This is a genomic window from Akkermansia sp. UBA7090, from assembly GCF_002493465.1.
Taxonomy (GTDB): Bacteria; Verrucomicrobiota; Verrucomicrobiia; order Verrucomicrobiales; family Akkermansiaceae; genus Akkermansia; species Akkermansia muciniphila_A.
This window is the reverse complement of record NZ_DKYW01000017.1, coordinates 130,564-156,838: the sequence shown is the minus strand read 5'-3', so window position 1 is coordinate 156,838 and position 26,275 is coordinate 130,564. Positions and strand designations below refer to the sequence as shown.

21 protein-coding genes and 1 tRNA gene are annotated in these 26,275 nt (G+C 57.4%); 7 read left to right on the top strand and 15 right to left on the bottom strand.

Features of this window, described 5'->3' with window-relative positions; translation table 11 throughout:
• Positions 1–175 precede the first annotated feature (175 nt).
• From B3075_RS06645 to B3075_RS06575, 15 genes are all read right to left on the bottom strand, one after another.
• Positions 176–1,738: a sodium:solute symporter gene (locus B3075_RS06645; RefSeq protein ID WP_290492054.1), complete on the bottom strand. Its 1,563-nt coding sequence runs from the start codon at positions 1,736–1,738 to the stop codon at positions 176–178.
• 66 nt (positions 1,739–1,804) lie between these two features.
• On the bottom strand, positions 1,805–3,412 hold the full coding sequence (locus B3075_RS06640) for a CTP synthase (RefSeq protein WP_094135591.1): 1,608 nt from the start codon (positions 3,410–3,412) through the stop codon (positions 1,805–1,807).
• 10 nt (positions 3,413–3,422) lie between these two features.
• The gene (gene kdsB, locus B3075_RS06635; RefSeq protein ID WP_094135593.1) at positions 3,423–4,172 is read right to left on the bottom strand and encodes a 3-deoxy-manno-octulosonate cytidylyltransferase; all 750 of its coding nucleotides are present in this window, start codon (positions 4,170–4,172) and stop codon (positions 3,423–3,425) included.
• A 99-nt stretch (positions 4,173–4,271) separates the two neighbouring features.
• Entirely contained in the window at positions 4,272–5,819 is a 1,548-nt protein-coding gene (locus tag B3075_RS06630; RefSeq protein WP_290492053.1) for an O-antigen ligase family protein, read from the bottom strand.
• Between the two features lie 52 nt (positions 5,820–5,871).
• Positions 5,872–5,947: transfer RNA gene (locus B3075_RS06625), tRNA-Ala, on the bottom strand.
• Between the two features lie 233 nt (positions 5,948–6,180).
• Complete coding sequence (locus B3075_RS06620) at positions 6,181–7,254, bottom strand: peptidylprolyl isomerase (protein ID WP_290492052.1); 1,074 nt, start codon at positions 7,252–7,254, stop codon at positions 6,181–6,183.
• A 24-nt stretch (positions 7,255–7,278) separates the two neighbouring features.
• Entirely contained in the window at positions 7,279–8,373 is a 1,095-nt protein-coding gene (locus tag B3075_RS06615; protein ID WP_094135599.1) for a type IV pilus twitching motility protein PilT, read from the bottom strand.
• Between the two features lie 25 nt (positions 8,374–8,398).
• Positions 8,399–9,481, bottom strand: coding sequence for a type IV pilus twitching motility protein PilT (locus B3075_RS06610; RefSeq protein ID WP_012419224.1), 1,083 nt, complete (start codon positions 9,479–9,481; stop codon positions 8,399–8,401).
• A 383-nt stretch (positions 9,482–9,864) separates the two neighbouring features.
• On the bottom strand, positions 9,865–10,251 hold the full coding sequence (locus B3075_RS06605; RefSeq protein WP_290487721.1) for a hypothetical protein: 387 nt from the start codon (positions 10,249–10,251) through the stop codon (positions 9,865–9,867).
• Positions 10,212–10,658 (bottom strand): phage holin family protein, encoded by a 447-nt coding sequence (locus B3075_RS06600; protein WP_290487720.1) that lies wholly within the window; start codon positions 10,656–10,658, stop codon positions 10,212–10,214. Before B3075_RS06600 ends, B3075_RS06605 begins: the two co-directional genes overlap by 40 nt.
• A 66-nt stretch (positions 10,659–10,724) precedes the next feature.
• On the bottom strand, positions 10,725–11,051 hold the full coding sequence (locus B3075_RS06595; protein ID WP_012419221.1) for a DUF883 family protein: 327 nt from the start codon (positions 11,049–11,051) through the stop codon (positions 10,725–10,727).
• 143 nt (positions 11,052–11,194) lie between these two features.
• Positions 11,195–12,199 (bottom strand): MlaD family protein, encoded by a 1,005-nt coding sequence (locus B3075_RS06590; protein ID WP_290487715.1) that lies wholly within the window; start codon positions 12,197–12,199, stop codon positions 11,195–11,197.
• A gap of 18 nt (positions 12,200–12,217) precedes the next feature.
• Entirely contained in the window at positions 12,218–13,036 is an 819-nt protein-coding gene (locus tag B3075_RS06585; RefSeq protein WP_290487713.1) for an ABC transporter ATP-binding protein, read from the bottom strand.
• A gap of 15 nt (positions 13,037–13,051) precedes the next feature.
• Positions 13,052–13,852, bottom strand: a complete 801-nt coding sequence (locus B3075_RS06580) for an MlaE family ABC transporter permease (protein WP_290487711.1) — start codon at positions 13,850–13,852, stop codon at positions 13,052–13,054.
• A 75-nt stretch (positions 13,853–13,927) separates the two neighbouring features.
• Positions 13,928–15,334, bottom strand: a complete 1,407-nt coding sequence (locus B3075_RS06575; RefSeq protein ID WP_290487709.1) for a hypothetical protein — start codon at positions 15,332–15,334, stop codon at positions 13,928–13,930.
• Between the two features lie 177 nt (positions 15,335–15,511).
• Here B3075_RS06575 and B3075_RS06570 point away from each other — a divergent pair, with 177 nt between their 5' ends.
• From B3075_RS06570 to B3075_RS06540, 7 genes are all read left to right on the top strand, one after another.
• Complete coding sequence (locus B3075_RS06570) at positions 15,512–17,362, top strand: ABC transporter ATP-binding protein (RefSeq protein ID WP_290487707.1); 1,851 nt, start codon at positions 15,512–15,514, stop codon at positions 17,360–17,362.
• On the top strand, positions 17,356–19,140 hold the full coding sequence (locus tag B3075_RS06565; protein WP_094135614.1) for an ABC transporter ATP-binding protein: 1,785 nt from the start codon (positions 17,356–17,358) through the stop codon (positions 19,138–19,140). Before B3075_RS06570 ends, B3075_RS06565 begins: the two co-directional genes overlap by 7 nt.
• A 125-nt stretch (positions 19,141–19,265) precedes the next feature.
• The gene (locus B3075_RS06560) at positions 19,266–21,206 is read left to right on the top strand and encodes a phospho-sugar mutase (protein ID WP_257227615.1); all 1,941 of its coding nucleotides are present in this window, start codon (positions 19,266–19,268) and stop codon (positions 21,204–21,206) included.
• A 127-nt stretch (positions 21,207–21,333) separates the two neighbouring features.
• Positions 21,334–21,846, top strand: coding sequence for a hypothetical protein (locus tag B3075_RS06555; protein ID WP_046436133.1), 513 nt, complete (start codon positions 21,334–21,336; stop codon positions 21,844–21,846).
• A 115-nt stretch (positions 21,847–21,961) separates the two neighbouring features.
• Positions 21,962–23,173, top strand: coding sequence for a cell division protein FtsA (gene ftsA, locus B3075_RS06550; RefSeq protein ID WP_046436134.1), 1,212 nt, complete (start codon positions 21,962–21,964; stop codon positions 23,171–23,173).
• Between the two features lie 25 nt (positions 23,174–23,198).
• Positions 23,199–24,656: a cell division protein FtsZ gene (locus tag B3075_RS06545; RefSeq protein WP_046435928.1), complete on the top strand. Its 1,458-nt coding sequence runs from the start codon at positions 23,199–23,201 to the stop codon at positions 24,654–24,656.
• The gene (locus B3075_RS06540) at positions 24,656–26,044 is read left to right on the top strand and encodes a DUF6056 family protein (protein ID WP_290487685.1); all 1,389 of its coding nucleotides are present in this window, start codon (positions 24,656–24,658) and stop codon (positions 26,042–26,044) included. The genes B3075_RS06545 and B3075_RS06540 overlap by 1 nt, the downstream gene beginning before the upstream one ends.
• Positions 26,045–26,275: the final 231 nt, after the last annotated feature.

Genomic DNA, 26,275 nt, shown 5'->3' with positions numbered 1-26,275 from the left:
GACGATTTTCCCCTGTTCCGGGGAAAAGGAGATACTCCCGTTTAACAAAGATGCCTCCTTAGGGATTTTTATCTCCTACTTCCCTGTTTTTCGCTTGCTCCTTCACTTCCTTTCACAGGAGGTTTGAAGGGAAACTGCGGCTTATGAATCAGGCGGGGCGACGGCAGTCCCCCGTTCAGCGCACGGAGAGGCGGCGATTCCTGAAACAGAACCCGACGATAAAAGTAACCAGCGTTCCGATGGTCACGCGCCACGGAAAGGCTGTTTCCGGGATATATTGTTGCCAGCCTGAGGGCAGGGGGATGAGCCCCGTCAGTAAAGCGATGATAAAAAATCCTGCCGCCATGGCAATGATGTTTCCCGAATCGTTTCCTCTGGTGCGGGTCAGCATTCCCAACAGGAAGATGCCAAGCAGGGAGCCATAGGTGTAGCCAAAGATGCCCAGGGCTATTTGGATGATGCGGATTTCCGGGTGATGAACCACATACCATGCCGTGACGGAGCCCACGAGGATGAGCAGCAGGGAGAACCCGGCCGTCCCCCAGCGCACGCACCGGAGCAGCTGCCGTTCCGTGGCTTCCGGTTTGAATATTCCCTGGTACCAGTCCCTGGTGGCGGTAGTAGCCAGGGAGTTTAGAGCCGTGGAAAGGGACCCCATGGCCGTAGCCAGCAGGCCGGCGATCAGCAGCCCGCGGATGCCGTTGGGCAGTTCATGGATGATGAAGTAGGGGAACACATGCAGCTGCGGCGTGTCTGCGGGGAGGTTTGACGGGTTGTATTGGTAGAAGACATAGAGAAGAATGCCCGTGAAGAGGAAAACGATGACGATGGGGAAGTCCAGCAAGCCGGATACGATGACCGCACGCGTTCCCGCCCTGCTGTTTTTTGCCGCCAGCATGCGCTGCACCATGTCCTGGTCCGTGCCGTGCGTGGCCATGGTGATGAAGGTTGCTCCCAGGAAGGCTGCCCATACCGTGTATTCCTGGCCCAGCACGTGGGCGCATTGCTGGAGGAAGTCCAGCCCTTCTCCGGTTCCCCAGGAGAAGAATTTCCAGTCGTCTCCACCATTCATGGCGGCGGAGATGGAGCTCCACCCTCCGGGGATATGGGAAAACAGTACCCACAGGGCGGAGAGCATGGAGACTCCCAGTACGACGGCCTGAAGGACGTCCGTCCAGACGACGGCTTTCAATCCGCCGATCGCGGTGTAAATGGTCGTGGCGACGGAGATGGCAACCAGGGCGGCAATGTAGAGCAGGACAGTCTGGCTGGCGTCCGCCGTGGCGCCTGTCAGGAACTGATAGGCGATGACCAGCAGAATGCCCGCGAAATAGAGCCTGGTTCCGCTGGCGAGCACCCGGCTGACCAGGAAGACCATGGAGGCCGTCCGCCGCGTCAGGAGCCCGAATCTTTTTTCCAGGTATTCATAGATGGAAACGACCTTGTAGTCATAGTAGGGTTTGAGAAAGAGCCTGCCGACGATGATGCGGCCCAGGATGGTGCCGATGCAGAGCTGGGCGTACGTGAAGTTGCGGGTATGGTATCCTTCCCCGGGAGCTCCCAGGAAGGTGGCTGCGCTGATTTCCGCCGCCAGGATAGAGGCCAGAATAGCCCACCAGGGCAGGGAACGGTTGCCCAGGGCATAGTCTGTCAGGGAGTTTTGCCTTCGTCCCGCATAGATGCCTATGCAGAAGATAGCCAGAAAGTAGATGACGATGACGAAAAGGTCCGTGAGCATGCCTGGAAAGAGAAGGCCTTTTCCGGAATAGAGATTCCGGAAAAGGCCACGGGCTTGATGAAGGGATCAAGAATGGCTCTTGTGTTCCAGCGCGGCTGAAACCAGACCGGAAAAGAGCGGGTGGGCCCGGTTGGGAGCAGACTGGAATTCCGGATGGTACTGGCAGGCGATGAAGAAGGGATGTTCGGGAAGTTCCACGACTTCCACCAGTCCGTGTTCGTCATTGACGGCGCTGATGACCAGCCCTGCGTTTTCCAGTTCGTCGCGGTAGGCCGGGTTGAATTCGTACCGGTGGCGGTGGCGTTCCGTGACGCTGTCCTTGCCGTAGAGCTTGTGCGCCAGCGTTCCGGGCCGGATCAGGGCCTTGTAGGCGCCCAGGCGCATGGTGGCTCCCATGGCTTGGATGCCTTTTTGTTCTTCCTGGAGGCTGATGACGGGGTGGGTGGTTTTCTGGTCGAATTCCGTGGAATTGGCGTCATCCATGCCGCAGATGTGGCGCGCGTATTCAATGACGGCCACCTGCATGCCCAGGCAAATGCCCAGGAACGGGATTCCTTTGGCGCGCGCGTATTCCACCGTCTGGATTTTTCCTTCAATGCCGCGGTCGCCAAAGCCGCCCGGCACCAGAATGCCGTCCACGGAGCCGATCATGGCCTCCGCGCCTTTTTCCTCAATTTCTTCCGCGTCTATCCGGAGAATTTCCACACGGGCGTCATTTTCCGCTCCGGCGTGAGTGAAGGATTCATAGATGGATTTGTAGGCGTCCTGGAGGGCGATGTATTTGCCTACCACGGCAATTTTTATGGAGTGGCTGGGGCTGATGACCCGGCCGACGTAACGCTGCCAGTCCGCCAGATTGGGCGCCGGAACGTCCAGCCCCAGGCGCCTGGTGACAATGCGGTCTATTTTATCCTGGCTGAGATCCAGGGGGCATTCGTAGATGGTGTTTTTGACGTCGCGGAAGGCAATGACGTTTTTGGCCTCCACGTTGCAGAACATGGCGATTTTGCGGCGTTCGTCTTCACTCATGTCGTATTCCGTCCGGCAGATAATCACGTCCGGCTGGATGCCGATTTCCCGGAGCTTGGCGACGGATTGCTGGGTGGGCTTCGTCTTCATTTCCCCGGCGGCCTTGATATAGGGGAGCAGGGTGACATGGATGAAGCAGACGTTGTCACGGCCTACTTCCAGAGCGAATTGGCGCAGGGCTTCCAGGAAGATGTGGCCTTCCATGTCCCCAACCGTGCCTCCGATTTCCGTGATGATGATGTCCACGTCTGATTTTTCCGTGACTTCATAGAGGCGGTTTTTGATTTCATCCGTAACATGCGGAATGTACTGAACCGTTTTTCCCAGATAGTCTCCCCGGCGTTCCTTCCTCAGCACGCTTTCAAAGACCTGGCCGGAGGTGAGGTTGTTGAGCCGGGAGAGGCTGCAATGAACGAAGCGTTCGTAATGGCCCAGGTCCAGGTCCGTTTCCGCCCCGTCGTTCAGGACGTACACTTCCCCGTGCTGGAACGGGCTCATCGTTCCGGGGTCCACATTCAGGTAAGGGTCGAATTTTTGAAGGGTTACCTTGAGGCCGCAGCGTTCCAGCAGCGTGCCGATGGATGCCGCTGCCAGCCCTTTGCCGAGAGAGGAGACAACACCGCCTGTGACGAAGATGTATTTCATGATTTGGTTCCTAGTGTATGTTTAATAAGATTTGTTCCACCTGTTGCGCCTGTTCCGGCGTATCCACGCCCACACTGACGTGGTCCGTCAGGATGACCCGGATTCTGGCCCCGTTTTCCAGTGCGCGCAGCTGTTCCAGGGATTCCGTTTGTTCCAGGGGAGTTGGTTCCCAGCGGACATAGTTTTCAAGGAAGTCGCGGCGGTAGGCGTAAATACCCAGATGGCGCAAGGGGGGCGCTACGCGGGGATGGCGGGCGTAGGGAATGACGGAACGGGAGAAGTACAGGGCGTCTCCGTTACAGGCCAGGGCTACTTTGACGATGTTCGGGTTGTCCAGGTCCTCCTGAGCGCTGATGGGGCAGGCGACGGTGGCCATGGAGAGGGCTTCGTCCGAGACCAGGGCATCCGCCAGCCTGTCAATCAGGGACGGGTCAATGAGAGGTTCGTCCCCCTGGATATTGACGACATGCGTGGCGGCAGGGAAGGAACGTACCGCTTCCGCCAGGCGGTCGCTGCCGCTGGGATGGTCCGGAGAGGTCATGATGGCCCTGGCTCCAAAGGATTCGGCGGCGTCAAAAATGCGCTGGTCGTCCGTGGCGATGGCGACGGCGTCCAGGCGGGAACAGCGGCAGACGCGTTCCCATACATGCTGAACAAGAGGTTTTCCTGCAATGAGGTGGAGGGGCTTGCCCGGAAATCTGGAGGAACCCCAGCGTGACGGAATGAGACCGATGATATGGTGGGAAGTATCTGCTGACATGGGAAAAGGAACCGCACCGAAAGGTAGCAACTCCCTTTGAATTAGTCCAGCCTCAAGCATCAGGAACGCCTGTTTTTCCCGGGGAAGGAAAGGGGGCGGTCAGGCGGAAATGGATGCCGTTGCGGCGGCCTGCCGTTTTTCCTGCGTTCTCCGGATCATGAGCGGCATGTATTCCTTGCGGACATGGAGGGATACGTAGAGCCCCTCCCTCTTGGCGCAGGAGTAGAGTACTTTAATGATGCCCAGGGATATGATGTCCATCGCAATGGTGATGCTTTCACCAAAGATCAGGAAAAAAAAGATCGGTTTGGTGAAATAGACGGCGGAAACATACAGGATGCCGAGTTTGTATTGATGATTGCGGTAGATTTTACTGACGATCCATGCGTAGGTCATGCCAACGACGGACAGGATGAGGTACAGGGAAATCCCGATGTAGCCGAGCGTTTGAATCGTGGAAATGGGGCCGCTGTGCCACTGACCGTTCCATGCAAAGGCGCTTTGGTCTTTGCTCAGGTTGTAGGCTTCTTCATAAACATTGGCTTTCACGATGCTGATATCCCGTGAAAAGCCGTCTCCGAATATTTTGTCCTGAATAAAGTGTTCACGGTCATCCAAAGCCCAGCTCCACATCTCAAAACGCCAGTTGACGGAGTCTTCGGCGTTTGCCTTGGCTTGTGCGCTGACGTCCAGGAAAGGAACGGCTGAAAGCGTACGTTGGATGCCGAAAGGCAGGGAATGAAGCATTCCTGCAGAGGAGAGCAGCAAAAGCAGAAGCGCTCCGAAGAAGGGAACCAGAAGGCAGAAGAACCACCTTTTGTAGATCAGGGAGATGGTGAAGAACAGCAACAGAACCTGGGCCATGGCGGAGCGGAATCCGCTTAACAGGATGCCGACGGTTCCAAGAAGAAGCAGCGCCCCCCACCAGGGACGCTTGATCATCTGCCACACGGAGTAGTTGATGATGAGCAGTTGCAGCGCCAGGATAGAAATTCTGAGGAAAGAGGAGTTCCGGGAATCTTCGGAGAGCGTGTCTGGAGAGCCCGCGTTTGCGGCAAGATCCGCCCCGGCGCTGTCCGGTGAAAGGAGATTCCGGGCAGTTGAGATAAGGGTAAAAACGATGGTCAGGAAAACGGCCCATTGAAGCACTTTGCCCAGTTCATGGCTGGTTGTTTTTAGCGAGGACAGGCAGAGATAGGCCAAGAGGGCCTGGAGGAAAAGGATATATCCCTTGCCTCCGTAGTAGTCTTCCAGCACATCCAGCCCCAGAGCAAAGGGGTGGCTCAGGAAGATGTAGCCCACGTGGATGAACAGCACGAGGACGACAGCGTCCAGAACAGGAGCGGAATTCCACGTCAAATTTGAACGCCTGAGCATGGCGTTCCACAAGTAAAAAGGAAGGGTTATTCCGTAAGCAAGGAGAGGGGCGTAGTCCCTTAAAGAGGGGATGGGCAGGAAAAGAATGGGTATCAACATCCACAGATACCACACTTTCCCTTTCATCAGGAATAAGGCGGCCAGAACAAAAGGGGAGACAGCCAGAACGATGGAAAGGGGATCCCCGTCCGCCGACATGATGCCGCCTATGATGGCCAGAAGAATGGCAACGACTGAAACCAGTACAATTTTAAATAAGTTACCATTCATAGGGCTACCCGTTATTCCCGAATGAAAAACAGTGGCGGGAAAAAGAGATGGATGGTGGAGTATAGGGGATTCGAACCCCTGACCTTCTCATTGCGAACGAGACGCTCTACCAACTGAGCTAATACCCCGTGGGAAATACCGGAAAGAATTTAATTCATCCCGCGTTTGAAAGCAAGCGGAATTCGTCAGGAAAGGCAAATAAGAGGGATGTTGCCGCCTTTCCCCGTTGCATGCGGACGTTTCATGCCTGCCGGAAGCCGGCCGCAGGGAAGCCGTGTGCCCCCGGGAAATGTTCCGGATTAAGGGAAGGCGGGGGAGGGGGGCCGGTTTTTACGAAGGTCCGTTTGCCGGAATTGGAGCGTCAGCGGACCTGCTTGTTTTTGATGCGGTTTCTGAGGTGGGCTTCTTCAAAAAGACCGTCCATGTACAATTCCACGGCTTGAGCTTTTCTGAGGCTCCGGGCTGCATCCCTAAGAGCCGGGAGCGCTTCTTCATAGGATGGCGTTTTCCCTTTTTTGACAGGGGATGCTTCCACAAGATGCCACCCCCACCGGCTTTTGAGAAGCGCCGGCTTGTTGTCCGGAACGTCTGCCAAAGCCAGGCCCAGGGTTTCCTTTGCGCGGGCGGGGTTGATCCAGCCGAGTTCCCCGCCTGCGGGAGCGGAACGTTCGTCTTCACTGAATTCCCTGGCGAGCCGGGAGAAGGATTCCCCCGCCTCCAGCCGCGCCAGCAGCGTTTCCGCAGTTTGCCTGACCTGGGCTTCATCCCTGTGCAAGGTAGCCAGGAAGATGTGCCTGGTTTTCCGCAAATCAGGCGGGGTGAGTTGGTCCCGGATCAGATTGTAGCAGGTTTTCAGGTCTTCGCCGGACGGTTCCGCCGCCTGGGCGGTTGCCCGGTAGAGCTGTTCCGTCTGTTTGAGCCTGGCCGCTATTTTTTTTTGAAATTGTTCCTGCGTCAGTTTCTGGTCATGCAGGGTTTTCAGGTATTGTTCCGTGTTTCCGTCAAAACGGGACCGGATTTGTTCCACGGCGCGCGCCGCTTCCGCGTTGCGGTTGGGAAGCTGGAGGTCATTGACGCTGGTTTTCAGGCGCAGAAGGGAGGAGCCGATCAGGTCATACCTGGCCCGCGGAGCCAGATCGCCGGGGATGTCCGGTTCATGGGTAAGTTTGATCCCTCCGCCCATATCCAGCACGGGAGGCTGGCGCAGCAGCTTCAGTTCCGTAATCCTCCGGGAAAGCTGGTTGGCGGTGACAGGTTCTCCATACACTTCCGCTATCCGGGCGGAGGTGTCTCCTGGCGGCCCCGGCATCGGTTTCAGGTACGCGTCCATTCTGCCGGCCAAAAAGCCGTGCCAGACAAACAGGTCCCCCACCAGATAGAGCAGGAATGCTCCATAAATCACAAGCCTGAGCGTGAATTTTCCAGTGGGGGACATGGCAGGAGAAAGAGGGTAAAGAGCTTAGTTTCCGCCGCCGGCGTCTGCCAGACGGGCGGATTCCGGTGGGAGGAAGTTGCGGAATCTCTTCTTTTCAATGCACTTCATGTAGGCTTCTTCCGGGGAGACGATGCCCTGCTGGAGTTTCTGCCAGATGGCGTCATCCATGAATTGCATGCCCATGGCCTTGCCGCCGACGATGACGTCAGGGATTTTCTGCGTGGCGCCTTCACGGATGATGGCCGCCACGGCCGGCGTGGCAAAGAGAATTTCGTTGACGGCTACGCGTCCCGGTTTGTCGCTGCGCTTCATCAGGAGCTGCGCCACAACGCCGCGGAGGGAGCCCGCAAGCATGGTGCGCACCTGGGATTGCTGGTCAGACGGGAATACGTCAATGATACGGTCAATGGTTTTGCTGGCGTTGTTCGTGTGCAGGGTGCCGAATACCAGAAGACCGGTTTCAGCCGCCGTGAGCGCCAGGGAGATGGTTTCCAGGTCACGCATTTCACCCACCAGCACGATGTCGGAGTCTTCACGAAGGGAAGCCCGGAGGCCGTCTGCGAAGGAAGGCGTCTGGAGAGGCACTTCCCTCTGGGTGACGATGGATTTTTTATTGGGATGGACGAATTCAATAGGTTCTTCCACGGTGATGATGTGCCGCGCCTGGTTGCTGTTGATGTAGTCGATGATGGCGGCCAGCGTGGTGGATTTACCGGAGCCGGTGGGTCCCGTGACCAGCACAAGGCCGGATCTCATGTGGGCGAATTCCTTGACGACCGTAGGCACGCCCAGTTCTTCCAGCGTGGCTATTTTGGTGGGAATAAGACGGAAAACAGCCCCCAGGCCGTGCTGCTGCTTGAAGTAGTTGCAGCGGAAACGGGATGTTTCATCCATTTCATAGGCAAAGTCCAGGTCCCCTTCTTCCAGATATTTCTGAAAAGCCTGGGGATCGCATATTTCCGCAAGGAGGTTTTTGAACGCCTGGCCTTCCAGGTTTTCGTCGGAAATGGCGGAGATAGTCCCGTTGACGCGGATTTTGGGAGGCTGGCCTTCGCTGAGGTGAAGGTCGGAGCCGCCCGCTTCTACGAGATATTTGAAGTATTGGTCGATGACTGCCATAACAGGAATGTTTCAAAATTAAAGGTTACTTGATTCCCAGGAAGGATTTCATGATGGTTTTGTCTTCCGCGCGGAAGATGCAGTCTTCCGTGGTGATGAGGCCCGCCTGGTGCAGGGCCCGGAGCGAGTCGTCCATCAGGATCATGCCCTGGGCTTTCCCGGTCTGAATGCAGCCGGGAATCATGAATGTCTTGCCTTCGCGGATGCAGTTGGCGATGGCGGGCGTATTAACCAGCATTTCAATGGCCAGAGCGCGGCCGTTGCCGTCCGCTCTGGGAACCAGCTGCTGGGAGATGATGCCGCGCAGGGATTCGCTGACCATGATACGGATCTGGTCGCGTTGCTCCACCGGGAAGACGTCCAGCACGCGGTCCACCGTACGGGCAGCGGAACCCGTGTGCAGGGTGCCGAGCACCAGGTGGCCGGTTTCAGCCGCCGTGAGCGCCAGGGAGATGGTTTCCAGGTCGCGCATTTCCCCCACCATGATGACGTCAGGGTCTTCACGGAGGGCGCCGCGGAGCGCCCGGGCGAAGGATTCCGTGTGTTTATGCACTTCACGCTGGTTGACGTGGCAGTTTTTGGAGGGAATCAGGTATTCGATGGGGTCTTCAAGCGTGATGATGTGGTCGTGGCGGTCCTGGTTGATGAAATCCACGATGGAGGCCAGCGTGGTGGATTTACCGGAACCTACGGAACCCGTGACTAAAATGAGGCCGTTGGTGTAGCGGGTGAGGGGCACCACGTATTCCGTCGGCAGGCCTATTTCCTCCATGGTGCGCACCCGCGTGTTGATGATGCGGAAGCAGATGTCATAACCCAGGCGCTGTTTAACCACGGATGCGCGGTAACGGCCAAAGTCATTGGCGTAGGCGAAGTCCACGTCCCCCCGTTGCTGAAGGCGGTTCCATTCCGGGTCTTCCAGAAAGCCCCTCGCCAGCACTTCCGTGTCCTGGGGCGTGAGATTGGGCGCTTCCTCCCAGATGGGGAGAAGCTGGCCGAACCGGCGCCAGGTGGGACGGCTGTTGACGGCAAGGTGGATATCGGAACAGTCGTAATCCTGTCCAAGTTTGAGATATCCGTCGACGTGGGGCAAAATGTATTCGCTCATGTTGTGAATGCAGCAAACTGATAAAGCTGCATACTAACGAAAACAGAGCTTTTTTGACCAGCAAAAAATATTCGGGAACCGATTTCTGTAAAAGCGGCTTCGCGCCGTTCCGCGACAGATGCAGAATTTTGAGAAAGGGGGCTTTGCGGAAGATCCGCGGACGTTTGTTTCCGGGAAAGGGAAGGAGGATGACACAGGGGAGCGGCGCGGGAGATTGTCTTTTTCCCTCCGGGCCTGGTTTGGCGTTCCTTGGAAGACAGGGAGGGGGGACGGTTTTTCTTTAACGCCGCAGGGGAATGCCTCTGTTTTTTTTGCGACGACGGCATTCCCGAACCTTTTTCAAGAGGCGGCAAAAAGCCCGCTGTCTTAGCCGGAAAATCCTGTTATTTAAACAGGCTGAGGAATTTTTTGCCGGCCAGGCCGAGCCCCATTTTTTTCAGGGAAGGAAAAGCCAGAGTGATCAGGATTTCAACGATGAAACGGAAGATGGAGGAATGAACCCAGCTTCCGGAAGCGGGCGGCTGCGGGGATGGGGCCGGATTTCTTCTTTTTTTCCCCGTAAACATGCGGATAAGAAGAACGCCACCCACCGTACCGACAATAGAGCCGATCACAGGCAGGGACATGGCCTTTTTTTTCAATTTACGGAAGTGGTCGGCCTGCTGCTGCGTCTTTTGCGCCAGGCTGTCCGCTTCATTAACGATATCCAGCCGGGAGGAAGCCACCCGCATCAGGAGTGCGAGCTTTTCTTGAGAGCCATTTGCAGACATGATAAATCCGTTTTAAGTTCTTCCGCCGTCGCAGGAGCGATAGGCGTTACATGGGTTCGGCTGAAAAGGATGAACGCCGTGGCGGCCGCCAGGAGATGAAGCCCCGTGGTGACGGCAAGCCCGGCGATGAATCCCCAGAAGTACGCCATGACCACGGTCAGCAGGCACCACAGAAAAAGATAGCCGAAGAAGGCCATGAAAGCCCCCATCAGGAGAAGGGCCGTTTTTTTGCCCAGCCGTTTGGACGCTTCCTTCAGTTCCAGTTTGAGCAGTGCGGCCAGGGCTTCCGCATGGGCCAGGGCTGCCGTCCCGGTTTCCCGGAGGGACCGGACCATGGCCATTCCTTCTTCCTTTTCCTCCACAAGGGGGGTGACGAAGGTTCGCTTGAGTTTGTCAATCAGTCCCATGGTTCGGTTTGATGAGGGGAGGACGCCATGCGCGCGGCGCGCATGGCGCGGAATGAAAGGAGAGGGTTAACGACGGCGGATAAGCAGGCCGATGAGAAGGCCCACGCCCATGGCAATCAGCACGGACTGGGTGGGTTTTTCCTTCACGTATTCTTCGCCCGCTTCGTGAAACTTCTTGGCCTTGTCACGGATGACTTCTCCCTTTTCCTGGGCGTAGTCGCAGATGGTGCTGGCCTGTTCCGTAGCCGCCTTGCGGATTTGATTTACTTTAGCCGCGGCGAAAGCCCTGGCCTGCTGGAATCTGGTGACGGCAAGCTCGCGGGCGGAAGGGCAGGAGCAGGAGGTGTCATTTGCTGCTGCGGTCGTTTCAAGTTCGGTTTGGTTGTCTTGCATGGTTGATTAGAGTATTAAGGGTTGGTTTCTGTTGAAAAACATGTCGGCTTACATGTTTTCGCCTCTCACATTGGAAATTATTTAGCACGCTTCCCACTATTGGCAAGTGTGTAAAGCGGCTTCACCCGGAATTGTGCGGCCTGTCAGCGGCGGCTTCCTGAAAAACCGCCGCGGGGGTCCGGTTTGACTTGGGGTTCGTTAGGATTCCGGTACCGCAGAATGCCGTAATCCCTCAGGTTACGGATGAATTCCTGAGCGTTGGCCCGGAAGCGCGCGTCGTACATGAGCAACCCCAGAAAGCCCTGGTTTTTACGTGCGTCAGCCGTGATGGAGGAGATTTGTTCAGATGCTTTCCGCAGTGCGGCCAGCGTGGGGGGGATTTCCTTGATGGCGGGGTCCAGAGTGCTGAATTTTTCTTCGGCTCCGGCAATGAGTTTGCGGGCATCCCGGACGGTATCTTTCATGGCCGCGACCGAGGAGCGCGTTTCTTCCATGAGACCGGGGAGTTGTTCTCCGGCCCGGTTTATTTGAGACAGTACGCTGCCGAGGTTTTGGAGGTTCTCCCGGTTCAGGATACCCTCATTGATCAGCCTGGTCGTCTGGGCCAGCCCTTTGGCCGCCTCTCCGATATTGAGGATGGCGTCGTCAATGTTGTCCGAATTTTTCTCGATTTGCTTGAGGATTTTCAGGATTTCCTCTGTGGCTCCCACGGCATTGTTTTTGATTTTGCTGAAATCGCTCTCCGGCTGACCGATGATGGTGGCATGGGGAAGGATGTATTCATGCGTGGGCTGGGCCGGAGGGACGATATCGATGTATTTGTCGCCCAGGATGTTCTGCATGTCCACCCGGAAGACGGATCCTTGCTGGATTTTTACGTCGCTCTGGATGCTGGCTTCCAGCATGACTTCATTGCCGGAAGGCAGGAGTTCAGGGGCTTTGGTGACTTTCCCCACCGTGACGCCGCCCAGGCGGATTTGTGAGTCCTTGATGAGTCCCGCCGCATCTTTGAAAATGATGTTGATGGGGTAGGTTTGCTCCTTGGAGGTTTTGATGTTGCCGAATCCCAGGATGACTCCGATAATCATCAGAATTCCGGCGATCAGAAAGAGGCCTACCCATGTTTCCGGTTTAAGTTTCTGTTTCATGGCTCTGTGGCAAGATGGTTATTGTTTGCGTTCCCGTTCCGCCCGTTCCAGCAGAACCCGTTGGAAATTTTCATTTTTGCCGGACAGGGCTGCCCAGTTTTCCCCGGAGTCCCCGTACAGGAATTTTTGCAGGATTTCGTCTTTGGAGTGCAGCAGTTCTTCCGGGGTTCCCGTCCAGTAAACCTCACCGTTTCTGAGATAGACGATTTTGTCTGCGATGCGGATCACGCTGGGCATGTCATGGGAGACAATGACGGTGGTGATGCCTTTGTCCTTGCAGATTTGCCGGATGAGGAAGCTGATGCTGTCCGTGACGATGGGGTCCAGGCCCGCGGTGGGCTCGTCATAGAGCAGGCATTCCGGAGTGGTAATGATTGCCCTGGCTACGGCGACGCGCTTGATCATGCCGCCGGAGAGGCTGGCCGGCATTTTTTCCTGCTGTCCCAGAAGCCCTACGGAATCCAAAGCGGCTGAAATACGGGTGTCCAGTTCGTTTTCATCCCTGATCCCCGCCTCCCGCAAGGGGAAGGCTACGTTTTCTCCCACACTCAAGGAATCGAATAAGGCTCCCTGCTGGAACATGAATCCGATTTTGCTGCGGATTTGCTTTTTGATTTTTTCCGGCGCGGCGCTGATGCGCCTGCCGTCTATTTCCACATAGCCGTCCAAGGGGTCCATCAGGCCGTCCAGATGTTTCAGAATGACGCTTTTCCCGGCTCCGGAACCTCCTATTAAAGCCATCAGTTCTCCTTTGCCCACGTCAAAGCTTACGCCTTTCAGCACTTCCTGGGTGCCGAAGCTTTGTCTGAGCTGGTGGACGCGGATGAATGGCTGCATGGCGGCGGGGAAAGGCTATCTCATGAATCCCATGGGGAAGAACGAGTTGAGGATCATGGTCAGGATAAAGTTGGCGATGAGCAGGGCCACGGAAGCGTACACCATGGCCTGCATGGTGGATTTGCCTACGCCCACGGCGCCGTTTGTGGTGTTCAGCCCCTCCCGGCAGGAGATGATGGAAATGATGAGGCCGAAAGCAAGAGCCTTGACCAGGGCGACGATGATGTCCCCCATAGTGACGAATTTGCTCATGAAGTGCATCCAGTAGGCCTGGTCTACGTTAAAAGCGGTGACGCTGACGATGTATGCGGAGGCGATGCCCACCAGAACGGCTTCCATCATCAGAATGGGCATGGAAATAAGCATGGCCTGTATCCGCGGCTTCACCAGGTAGTCTACCGGATCCACATTCATGGAGTTGAGGGCATCCACCTGTTCCGTGACTTTCATGGTGCCGATTTCCGCGGCCATGGCGGACCCGACGCGCCCCGCAAGCATCAGCCCGGTGATGACGGGCCCCAGCTCCCGGAACATGCCCACGGCGACGACGGCCCCGCCCATGGTTTCCATTCTCACCGTTTGAAGCTGGAACAGTGTCTGGGCTTCCAGCACCGCGCCGGTGAACGCGCCGGTGATGATGACCACCGGCTGGGATTGCACCCCTATTTTTGCAATTTGCTCCACAAGCACGCGCATCCGGAACTGGCCGGACCACATGCATGAAGCCACTTGATAAAGCAGCAATCCGATTGACCCCAACCGGTCAACCAGCCTTAAAGCGGCGCGGCCGATCATGGTTGCTATATGGAATTGCATGGCTTCTACTAATCATTTCTTCCGCTTCAAGAGCAAGCGCAATGTATGCCACGGGAGGAAAAGGAAGGTTCCGCGTCAGTCTGCCAGCCGATGGATATAAGGCGTTTCCTGCGTTCCGGGGATGGAGCGCAGCATGAGGCGGGGCGGCAGTTTCAGGCGCGTCCATTCGGATGCGCGGGCCTGCCGCTGCAAACGGCGTATTTCCCTTTCCGATTCCGGAAACCGGTTCGCCAGCTCCGTGGCGGATTCATGTTTCCGGTGCAGGCGGATGAGAAATCCGTCACGCATGGCGGCCTCCGGAGCTGGGGAAATGAAACCGGGGAACAGGTTTGCCAGTTCCGTCTCGTATAAATCCCCCAGCGGCATGAAATCCGCGGCTAAAGCGGCAGGAAGGAAGCGGGGCTCCGTCATGATATCCGTTCCCGTCAGAGAAGAGAGCGGCAGGGCTCCTTCTTCTTCCGCCCATTGGCGCATGAGCCATGCGGCCGTGGCTCTTTCGTCCAGCCCTGAGGCTTTATTAGGGGAAGAAACCGTCCGTACGCCAATGCCAGCCGCGCCGGCGAAGGCTTGAACCTTTTCCCTTGTCTCTTCCGGAATGCCGGGCAGGGAGGGGATAAACCCCGTTACTGCCAGAGAGGGCCGCATTTCCTTCAATAGTTCCGCTAACAGAAGGGAAGCGGAATTTTCCAGCAAATTCAGGCAGACGGCCCCATACCCGCTTTTCAAAATGAAGTCTTCCATCCCTTTGCGTAGGGCGTGCCGGAGCTGTTTTTCCGGGGAGGGCAGGGGGGAGTCCGTTCCTGTGGAGTTTCCCGGTGAAATGACGGCGGAGTCCCGTTCAAAAAGACGCAGCCGTTTGAGAAGATGTCCGTTGCCGGACCATACGGAAGATGCGCCGGGCAGCAGAAACGGACCTTCTCCCCCGGCCAGGCGGGCCGTCAATACGGGGAGACCTGTTTCCCGCGCCGTACGGCGGGCTTCTGCCTCATCCTGTTCCAGCAGCCCCTCATGCCATGCATGGGCAGGCGTGCGGAGCAGCAGGCATGTGGAGGAAACGTGCGGCGGAGGACTTTCTTCCCACGGGGCGATGGAAAAAACGGCTTCATCCTCCGTTCTCCGGATGCCAAAGACAGGGACGTGTTCGTTCCCATGCGGGGCGGGAGGGATAACGGCCTGCCGGGGAAAGGAAAGGCCGTTCCTCAACAGATGGAATCGGATTCCTTCCGCGTCCGCCGCTCCCAGCAGCAGGGGGACGTCCGCTATTTCCCGTGCCAGGTAGGCCAGGGCCGCCCGGTGCTGGGCCCGGAAGCCGCTGCGCAAAGCCAGTTCACCGGTATGCACGCCGCTGAGGGCCAGCGGCGGACAGAGGACGAGCTCCGCGCCTGCGTCCAGGCAGGAGCGGTATAGTTCCACGATGGTTCTGAGGTTTCGGGGAAAGTGGCCGGGAATGGTTTCCGGTTGGATGAATCCTGTCTTCAGCATGCGACGGAAAGGTAGACCATTACGGGGCGGCGGGCAAGCCGGGATGACCGGAGGTCCGCCCCCAGGCGTTTACTCATGCAGTTTTTATTTCAAGGAGCTTGTCATTCACGGTCTTCATGGTATGATCCCTGCCGATTGCGCGCCGTCCGTTCCCGGGCGCGGCTATTCGGAATACTTATGAGGAAACAGTCAACAGAGGGGCAGGAATCCTCCATCCAGCGCGCCAGGGCATTGTGGCGCGAGTATCTTCTTCCTTATAGGGGCACGCTGGCGTGGGCTGTGGTCGGAGGCGTGGTGGCCGCTGTTGCCAGCGGTTTCGGCATTCCGGTGATTTTACAGGAGATGTTTCCCGTGATTTTTGACGGGAAACCGCTGCCCCCCTGGGCGGAACGCGTGCTCTTGTGGTATGTGAGCCCGGAAAACCTGCCCCTGGTGACGGTGTGGGCCACGACGGCCATGCTCCCGCTGGTAGTGGTGGTGCGCGGCCTGTCATCTTTTGTCAATGTCTATTTGCTTTCCAAAATAGGGCTGGGAGTGCTGGAAACGTTGCGGCTCAAGGTTTACCGAAAGTATCAGGATTTGTCCCTGGCTTTTCACGACCGGCAGCAGAAGGGGGACCTGCTGAGCCGCCTGATGCAGGATACCCAGTTTCTCCAGGGAGGCCTGGTGCAGATTGCCAATGACCTCATTATCCAGCCCCTGACTCTTTTGGCCGCGTTAGGGTTTCTGATTTACAGGGCTTCCGTCAGCCAGCAGTTTCTTATTCTGCTGGCGAATATGCTCCTGGTAGGCGTTTGCGTGATTCCCATTCGGTACATCGGCAAGAAAATGCTTGCCCGCGCCCGGGTGGTGCAATCCAGCCAGGGGGATCTTTCCTCCACGCTTCAGGAGAATTTTTCTTCCCAGCGGGATATCCGGGCCTTTGAACTGGAACAGCAGCAGATAGGGCTGTTCAGAGACAGAATCCGCCGTTATATCCAGGCGTCTATCGGCGCGGTCAGGTGGCAGAGCCTGCTGACCCCCTTGATTGAGTTCGTCAGCGCCATAGCCATGGCCGCCACCCTGCTGGTTGGCAATATGAACGGCATGAACATGGGGGATTTTGCCGCGCTGGCCACGGCCATGTATCTTTGCTATGAGCCGGTCAAGAAGCTGGGTTCCGTCCATAACAAGGCGGAAACCCTTAATGCCGGTCTGGAACGCATCAACCACGTGCTGAATGCTCCGGATGACGTGCCCGAACCGGAAAATCCAAGAAGCCCGGAGGCATGGAAGGGGGAAGTGGAGTTCCGCAACGTTTGCTTCGGTTATCAGCAGGACTCCCCCGTCATGAGGAACATTGATCTCCGCATTCCGTCCGGACAGGTGGTGGCCCTGGTCGGGCCCAGCGGAGCAGGGAAGACGACATTCATTAATTTGCTGTGCCGTTTTTATGATGTCCTTTCCGGCAGCGTGAAGGTGGACGGCATCGATGTGCGGGAGATGGGTAAAAAGGATCTTCTTTCCCACATAGCGCTGGTTTCCCAGTATCCCGTTCTGTTCCGCGGCTCCGTGGCGGACAATATTCGCATCGGCCGTCCGGACGCTTCCGACGCGGAAGTGGAAGAAGCCGGGCGCATGTCCGCCGTGGACAGTTTTATCCATGAGACGGGGGAAGGGTATTCCCGCATGATCGGGGAAATGGGGGAAGGGCTTTCCGGCGGTCAGCGGCAGCGCGTTTCCCTGGCGAGGGCCTTTCTGAAAAACGCTCCCATCCTGGTGCTGGATGAAGCCACGGCTTCCCTAGATATGAAGAGCGAGGAACAGATTCAGAAGGAGATTGAGAAACTGGCTTCCGGCCGCACGACGTTCATTATTGCCCACCGTTTCAGCACCATCCGGATGGCGGACCGCATTCTGGTGCTGGAGAAGGGAAGCGTGGTTGCGGACGGCACGCATGAAGAGCTGATGGCTTCTTCTCCCCTGTACCGGGAACTTTACAATAAGCAGCAGATGATTGCGGAGGAGGAAGGAGGCGCCTCATGTTAAGACAGTTTTTTGAATATGCGCGGTATTTGAAGCCCGTGATGAAGCTGTTCATTGCCGCTCTGGCTGCCGGGGCCCTGGCAGCCGCCGCCAGCGGTTTCGGCTTTCCGCTGATGATTGCCAAAGTATTTCCGGTGGTATTCGACAATACACAGATTCCCCCGGAGCTTCAGGACATGATCGCCCGGCTGGTGGCCCCGGAACACATGCGCATGGCGGTGCTGCTGGCCGTATGCTCCCTGCTGCCTCTGGTCTTCGCCGTCCGGGGCATAGGCACGTTCTTCAACGTGTACTGGATCAGCATCGTCAGCATGAAAGTGCTGGAGGCAATCAGGCTGGACGCCTTTTCCAAATTGCAGACGCTGCCCCTTTCCTTCATTGACCGTCAGAAACGGGGGGACCTGATCAGCCGGCTTATCAATGACGCCGCCAATGTGCAGGGGGGGCTGGTGGTTGCGGCCAATGACATCATCAAGCAGCCCCTGACTCTGCTGACCGCCCTTGCCTTCCTGGTGTACAAGGTATTTGTTGATCCGAATACGGCTTTGGTCCTGATGAATCTGGGGCTGATTGCGCTGGCCATATGGCCCATTCGCTTTTTCGGCCGCCGCGTGATGAAGAAGTCCAAACAGGCTCAGGACGAACTGGGCAATATTACGGCCGCCGCCCAGGAGAATTTGGCCTCCCAGCGTGAAATCCGTTCCTACGGAATGCAGGAACAGCAGGTAAAACTTTTCCTGGGGCTGATTCAGCGTTTTTTCAAAATCAATCTCAGAACGGTGAAGTACAGGCACTTCCTGGTTCCCGTGCTGGAAATGGTGACGGCGCTGGGCCTGGGCGTTTTGCTGGTAAGGGGACATGAAATGGGCATCACCAAGGCTGATTTCACTGCTTTGGCCGCCGCCCTGTTCATGTGTTACGACCCTCTCAAACGGCTGGGCGTGACGCTCACCAATTTGAAGAGCGCTTATGCTTCCCTGGAGCGCATCAATTACCTCCTGAAAGAACCGGATACCATGCCGGAGGCCGTTGATCCCGTTCCTATGGGCCGCGCCGCCGGCCGCCTGGATTATGACGGCGTTTCCTTTTCCTATGACGGCGCCCGCAAGGTGCTGGACGGCATCAACGTGCATATCCGCCCCGGGGAAGTAGTGGGGCTGGTAGGGCCCAGCGGCGCCGGAAAGACGACATTTGCCAGCCTCCTTCCCAGGTTTTATGACGTTAGTTCCGGAGCCCTGCGCGTGGATGGCGTGGATGTGAGGGACGCTTCCCTGCATGATGTGCGCAAGAATATCGCCTTCGTCTCCCAGCACCCCGTCCTGTTCCACGGCACCATTATGGAAAATATCCGTTTGGGACGTCAGGATGCTACGGATGATGAGGTGGTGGCCGCGGCGCGCGCCGCGGCTGCGGACGGTTTCATCATGGGCATGCCGGACGGCTATCAAACCATGCTTGGCGACGGAGGCAGCGGATTGTCCGGCGGCCAGCGGCAGCGTGTAGCGATTGCCCGCGCTTTCCTGAAGGATGCTCCCATCCTGATTCTGGATGAAGCCACCGCGTCCCTGGATGCGGAAAGCGAGGCCCTGATCCAGCAGGAACTGGACCGGCTGGTGGAGGGAAGGACGGCGCTTATTGTGGCCCACCGTTTCAGTTCCATCCGCGTGGCGACGCGCATTCTGGTGTTTGAGGGCGGGCGCATCGTCGGGGACGGTTCCCATGCAGAGCTTTATGCCTCTTGCCCGTTGTACCGGGAGCTGTATGACCGCCAGTCCCTTTAAATAACAAGGGGACGGGGAGGAAAGCATTTCCCGCACCCGCACCGGGATGAATATGGCGTTTTTTCTCAGGCCATGATGGAAAGAGCTATTGTCAAACAAGGGGCATGATGTACTATTCCGCCAGCATGAATACACTGGACGAATCCCTGATGAATGCCGTTAAAGAAGGGAAGCTTTTGGAGTCTTCCCGGACCAATATCCGCCTTCTGCTGGATGGTACCAAATCCCCCATAGCGCGCGAGGCCGTAGAAGAATTGGCTGCCGCCGGGGAATGGCAGGAGCTGAACGACCGTTTTTACAAAACGCTGGCCTTCGGCACAGGGGGGCTGCGGGGACGTACCATCGGCAGCATCGTCACCCGGGCCGAGCAGGGGAACGGCGGCGTGAACGGCCGCCCGGAATATCCCTGCGTGGGAACCGCCTGCATGAACTACTTCAATGTGGGGCGGGCCATGCGTGGCCTGATTATTTATGTGAACAAGCATGTGGAGGCTACGGACCCGGGCAGGAAGCCCCGCCTGGTCATCGGACACGACACGCGCCACTTTTCCCGTGATTTTGCCGAATTCTGCGCAAAAATCGGCACGGACCTGGGATGTGACATTTACCTGTTTGACAGTCCTCGCGCCACTCCTGAAATCTCCTTTGCTATCCGGGAGCTTCATGCGGATTCCGGCGTGGTGCTGACCGCCAGCCACAACCCCTCCCATGACAACGGTTTCAAGGCTTACTTCAATGATGGAGCCCAGCTGGTGCCTCCGCATGACAAGGCCGTGATCAGGGAGGTCAATTCCCTGACTTCCGAAGAATATGAACCGTTGCCGGAAGACCGGCGCGGAACCCTTCATGTGCTGGATTCCTCCTTTGACCGCATTTACATGGACCGCTTGAAAACGGTGCTGCTCCGTCCGGAACTTTTCAACAAGGGGGGAGCTAAAATCGTTTACTCCAACCTCCACGGGACGGGCGGCCATATCATCGTGCCCCTGTTGAAGGAACTGGGCTGCAACGTGCAGACCGTGGCGGCGCAGGATGTTCAGGACGGACGTTTCCCGACGGTTGCTTCCCCCAACCCGGAAAATCCGCCGGCTCTGGCCCTGGCTATTGAACAGGCGGATGCTTCCGGAGCGGACATCGTCATCGCCACGGACCCGGATGCGGACCGCATGGGGGTGGCCGTGCGCGGGGAAGACGGAAAGATGCACCTGCTGACCGGCAACCAGATCGGCTCCCTGCTGGCGTGGTACCGCTGCATGAGCATGTCCGATCTTGGCATCATCAATGACTCCAACCGTTCCCGCGCCGTGATGGTGAAAACCTTTGTGACGACGGGGCTTCAGGACGCCATCGGCCACCACTTCGGTTATGAAGTGGTCAACGTCCTCACGGGGTTCAAGTATATTGCCCAGAAACTCGGTAAATATGAACAGGCCATTCCGGCGGAAAAACGGGAGGGCTACCGCAAGATGAGCGAAGAACAGACGCGCGCCCTGCGTCTGGAATACAGCCGTTACTTTGTCTTCGGCGGGGAGGAAAGCTACGGCTACCTGGCCCAGGACTTCGTGCGGGACAAGGACGCCAACTCCGCCGCCATCATCTTTGCGGAACTGGCCGCGTATGCGGAAAGCATCGGCAAGAGCCTTCTGGAACTGCTGCATGAACTCTTTGAGCAGTTTGGTGTGTATTTGGAAATGGGAAAATCGCTGGTTATGGAAGGCGCGGACGGCGCGGCCAGAATCGCCGCCCTTGCCGCTTCCTATTCCTCCAATCCTCCCACGGAAGTGGACGGCGTAGCCGTCAGCGGCATCCGGGACTTTTCCAAGGGCGACATGGTGGATGCGGAAGGCGATCCTATTCCGGCGGAAAAAATGATATTCGTAGATCTGGCGGACGGCCGCAGTTTTGCGGTGCGCCCCTCCGGGACGGAACCCAAGATTAAATACTACCTCTTCGGGCACGGGAAACCGGGCGATCCTGTGAAGGAAGCATTGGCGAAAGTCCAGGCTTCCCTGGATTCCCTGTGGACGGCCGTGGAAAAAGATGCCCACAGCCGTTCCAATGGCTAAATATTGCTGATTTCTTTCCCCCGTCTACCATGTAATGTGGACGGGGGAAATTTATTTTCTTGCCAAGGAGGCGGGAATTCCGCAGTTTATAATTCTCATGACATTTGCGGCCCACAAAACTCTCTCCGTGGCTGGCGCCCTTTTGGCCGGCCTTTTTCTCTCTTCCTGCTCCTCCCAGCAACAAGTTGAAGCTCCTGCGCGTCTTCCCGCCTACCACTTTGTGCCCGGCAAGACGGCCGTGCTTCACAACGGGAAAGCCATTCCCCCCAGAAATGCCCCTTCGCAGGTCAAGCGCGCCATTGCGGCGGCCAATTCCCTGGTCAACAAGCCGTACCGGCTGGGCGGGGGGCACAGGAGGCATCATGATACCCATTATGACTGTTCCGGCAGCACTTCCTTTGTGCTGAAGGAAGCCGGCCTTCTTACGTCCACCCGCCATTCCAGGCTTTTCCTGAATTACGGGCAGAAAGGCGCCGGGGACTGGATTTCCATTTATGCCAAGAATGGACACGTCTTCATGGTCATCTGCGGCCTCCGGTTTGACACTACGGGAAGCGGGCGCCGCGGCGAAGGCCCTCGTTGGAGAGTGGACGGCCGCAATACCAGGCACTTCCTGGTGCGCCATCCCACAGGCCTTTGAACCGGGGCAGCGCGGAGGAAAACCGCGTTTTCTGCGTATGTTCGCGCAGGCTTTCTTGAATAATGGAAAGTAATGTGCTATCAGGTGCGAGGACGTTGATAGTTCCTTGATTTTCATGGCTAAGACAAAAATTCACGTAGGGCTTGAGATAGGGACAAGCAAGACTTGCATGGTCGTGGGCGAAGTGAAGCCCGATGCGACCGTGACAATCATCGGCGTGGGTGAGGTTCCTAGCGAGGGCGTGGTTCGCGGAGAGATTGAAGACACTTCCAAGGTCATCCAGTGCATTTACGATGCCTGGAATATGGCCCAGGACCATGCGGACGTGGATATCATGACCGTCTATCTGTCCGTGACAGGCGCCCATATTGTGGGGCAGAACAACCGGGGAACGTTCCGTCTTCCCCCGGATGAAAGCATTATTTCCCAGGAGCATATGGACGAGGTGACGGAAATCGCCCGGGACGTCGCCCTGGGGCCGGAACAATTCGTCCTGCACCGCGTGCCCGGTCTCTTTTCCGTGGACGGGCAGGAGAACCTGACCAATCCCGCCGGATTGACCGGAAGAACCCTGGACATCGACTGCCATATCATCCACGGAATCAAATCCCGCATCACCAACTCCTTCCGTTGCGTGCGGGAAGTCCCGCTGGATATTGCGGATGTGGTTTTCGCCCCCATTGCCACGGCCCAGTTTGTGCTCAACAGGCAGGTCAAGCAGGCGGGCGCTCTGCTTATTGACATGGGTGCGGGCACGACGGACTATGTGCTTTACCTGGACGGCCAGCTTGTGGCCTCCGGATGTGTGCCGCTGGGCGGCGACCACATTTCCAATGACATCACGCTGATGACCGGCATTCCTCTGGCCCAGGCGGAACTGCTCAAGAAGACGGAAGGGGACGCCAACAGCTTTTCCGGGAAAACCAACGAGATGGTGCGCGTGCGCGGAGAGGGGCATATGAAGGATGCCGCCATTGAACGCAACGTGCTGAATGAAATCATCCGTTCCCGCCTGCTGGAAATTTTCAACCTGGTCAAATCTTCCCTGCCCAAGGATACTTTCAAGGGCAACCGCTGCCACGGCGTTTACCTGTGCGGGGGCGCCAGCCTGATGCGCGGCGTGGGGGAACTGGCCTCCCACGTGTTCGGCGTGGCCATCAGCCGGCCTACGCTGGTTAAAAACGGTGCGCCTTCCTACCTGGATGATCCGCGCTACTGCACGGCCATAGGCCTGATACGGTATGCCCAGATTCTGGATGCCGAACTGCCGCAGCAGCGCAGCTGGCTGGGACGGATGCTGGGCTTCTTCGGAAAGAAGACCTCCTGATCAACCTTTATCCAAATTAACAACCATGCTGGAAATCTCTCCCCAGGGGCCGTCCGGCCTGCCCGGAAAAATCTGCCTGTGCGGCATTGGGGCCGCAGGAACCAAGGTAATGGAGGAAGTGCTGCTGCTGGCTCCCCAGTCAGCTTCCGTTTGCGCCATGAATCTTGATGCCCGCCTATTGAACGCTTCATCCGTTCCGTGCAAGATTCATCTGGGCGCCAGGCTTACCAGGGGCCTCGGTTCCGGCGGAGACGCCTCCGTAGGAGCCCAGGCGGCCTGTGAAAGCGAGTCTTCCATTCTCCGTGCGCTGGAAGGCAGCGCGTTGGCTGTCCTTGCCGCCGGGCTGGGAGGGGGAACGGGATCCGGCGTAGCTCCGGAAGCGGCCCGTCTGGCCAAGGAACAGGGGGCTTATGTCGTCAGCGTTGTCATCCGCCCCTTCAGGTTTGAGGGGGAACGGCGCTCTGCCCAGGCGGATGAAGCTTTGGCCCGGCTTGCCCTGTATTCCGACATGGTGCTGCGGTTTGATAATGACGCCATGGAAAGCCTCATAGATCCCGACAAGGGGGTGCTGGAAGCCTTTTCCGTGGTTAATGCCCTTATTGCCCGCGCCGTGCTTATTGTGCCGTCTCTGTTGAATTCTTCCGGAAACCTGCTCCGGGTGGGATTGGACGACCTGCTCAGCGTAGCCGGAACGGGAAAAGGGATTTGCTCCTTTGGCGTGGGTGAAGCGTCTGCGGATGCTTCCGTGGCGGATATATTGAACCAGGTCCGGCATTCCCCGCTTTTTCTGGAAAAACGTTTGGGAGAAGTGGACGATGTCCTGGTTCTGGTGCGCGGCGGAGGTTCCCTGACGCTGCAGCGTCTGGAAGACCTGGTGGACGGTGTGGCGGAAATTCTGGGAAGGGGAGTGCGCCTCCACATTGGCGCTTCCGTGGAGCAGCAGCCGGAAGACCGCCTGTCCCTGACCGTGCTGGGCGCCGTGCCTGTGGCAGAGACCTCTGTTTCCCCGTCTGTTGTGCTTCAGCGGGAAGCGGAGCCGCAGACAGTGCTTGTGCCGGAGGAAAAATCTTTCCTCGGAGAGGGGAAAACCATTATTCAGCCTGCTCCTCCTGCCCCGGTTGACGAACCGGAACGGCATCCGGAGCCGGATCTTCCCGCCCCTGTTGCCGTCTCCAGGAGGGATGAACGTGAATTGGAAGAGGAACTGGTGCCCGTAAGGCCTGTCTCCGATATTCCGGATGAAGGGGAAACGCTCCGGGAGTCCGCGTCTGTTGCGCAAATTTCCGAAACGGAGGCGGAGCCGGAATTGGAGTCAGTCCCGATGCCTGACATCAAGGAGCTGGAGGAAGGATTGCCTCCGGAGGAAGGAGAAGAAGAGCGTGCGGGCCACGGCCTTTTTGCCCGTGTGCGCCCCCTCATTCTTGATGGGGAAGACCTGGATCTGCCTCCCGCACTGCGGAAAAGGAAACCGGATCCGAGCTGATGATGTCCCCCCGCACGTCCAGGGTGTGGTTTTGGGCGCTGACCGCAGCCGCCTTATTGTATACGGCGCTCCTCAGCTGGTGGAGTCCTCTCACTTCCGATACGTACCATCATGCCCTGACGGGCATAGAGCACTGCTTCTCTTTCAGCCTGGTCTGGGAGCGCTGCGTAGCCTCCTACATGACCTGGAATCCCAGAATAGGGGAATACCTGGCCTTTGCCGTAGCGACGGCGGGAAAATGGCTCTTCATGCTGCTCAACCCCTTTGTGCAGGTCGGTCTTGCGCTGATGATGTTTTATCTGGCTTCCGGGCGCAGGGTGGATCCCCGTTCCTGGCCGGACGTGCGTCTGTTCGGATTGGGGCTTCTCCTGCTGTTCACGTGCACGGCCCGGCCCGGCGTCACGATTTACTGGCTCTCCGGAGCCACCAACTATTCCTGGGGCGCCGCCGTCTGGCTGGGCTTTCTGTGTCTGTACCGCGGTTTGCTGGAAGACGCGGAATCCGGGAGAAAGGGAGATTCCGGAAGAAACAATAGCTGGGGAAAGTTTGCCGCTGCGGCTGTTCTGGGATTTCCGGCGGGCATGACCAATGAAAACAATATTCCGGGAACCTGGCTGTTGCTGGGAGCCTTGTTCGTCTTTGTCCGCCTGGTGCGGAAGAAAAAACTTCCCCTGTGGTTTTATGCGGGTCTTGCGTTTCAGGTGGCAGGTTCCCTGTGCATGCTGCTTGCGCCCGGCATTTCCGCCCGGATGCATTCCGCCACTCCCGGCTGCGCGGAACCCCTTTCCGGTTTTTGGAGCAGATGGGAAGCTCTCCCTTCGCTCCTGCTCCGGATGCATGAATACCTGGCTCTTCCGGTGTTGCTGGGCGTGGCGGCTGCCTGGGTTCTCTGGAAAAAATTCCATAGAGACCGGAACTCTTTCCGGGCATGGAAAATTTCCCTTGGAATATCGGCGGCATATATTCTGGCGTCTTATGCCATGGCTCTTTCTTTCGCCGCCGCCGTCATTCCGGCGGATCATGCCATGTTCTCCGCCACCCTGCTGTTCGGTATCGGCGTGCTGGCCCTTCTTCGTATGTGGTACGGCATCCCCGGTGCCGTGCCCCGTCCGCAGATAACTGTGGCTGTTTTTCTGGCGTTGTCCGGGATATGTGTTTTTTCAACCATTCATGATCATCTGCTTCTGTTCGGGCAGCATGAAAAGCGCGTCCGCCTGATTCTGGAGCAGAAAATGGCCAGCATACAGGAAATCATTGTTCCTCCCCTCTCTCCTCCCTCCCCGTGGTGCTCTTTCATTTTCTGGGTGGACCTGTCTCAAAACCCGGAAGACTACGTCAACAGAGGCGCGGCAATGTATTATGGCGTGAAGAGCATCAGAATCTTGTAGCAGGCAAAGGCTGCGGGATGTTAGAGCTTTTTGCTATGAAATAATGGGAAATGGCAATGGGATATCATCTGCGTCTGATGGTGACTGTTGTTAACAATATAAGAATCCTTTTAATAGGTCGCATGGTTTTCCTGTACGGTTGTTGCCGCAGACGTGGAACATGCCCGTTTTCCCCCAGTCGTGGGACTGGATATGTTCATGGCGCATCCATGATGGAGAAGGGGGAGAGGG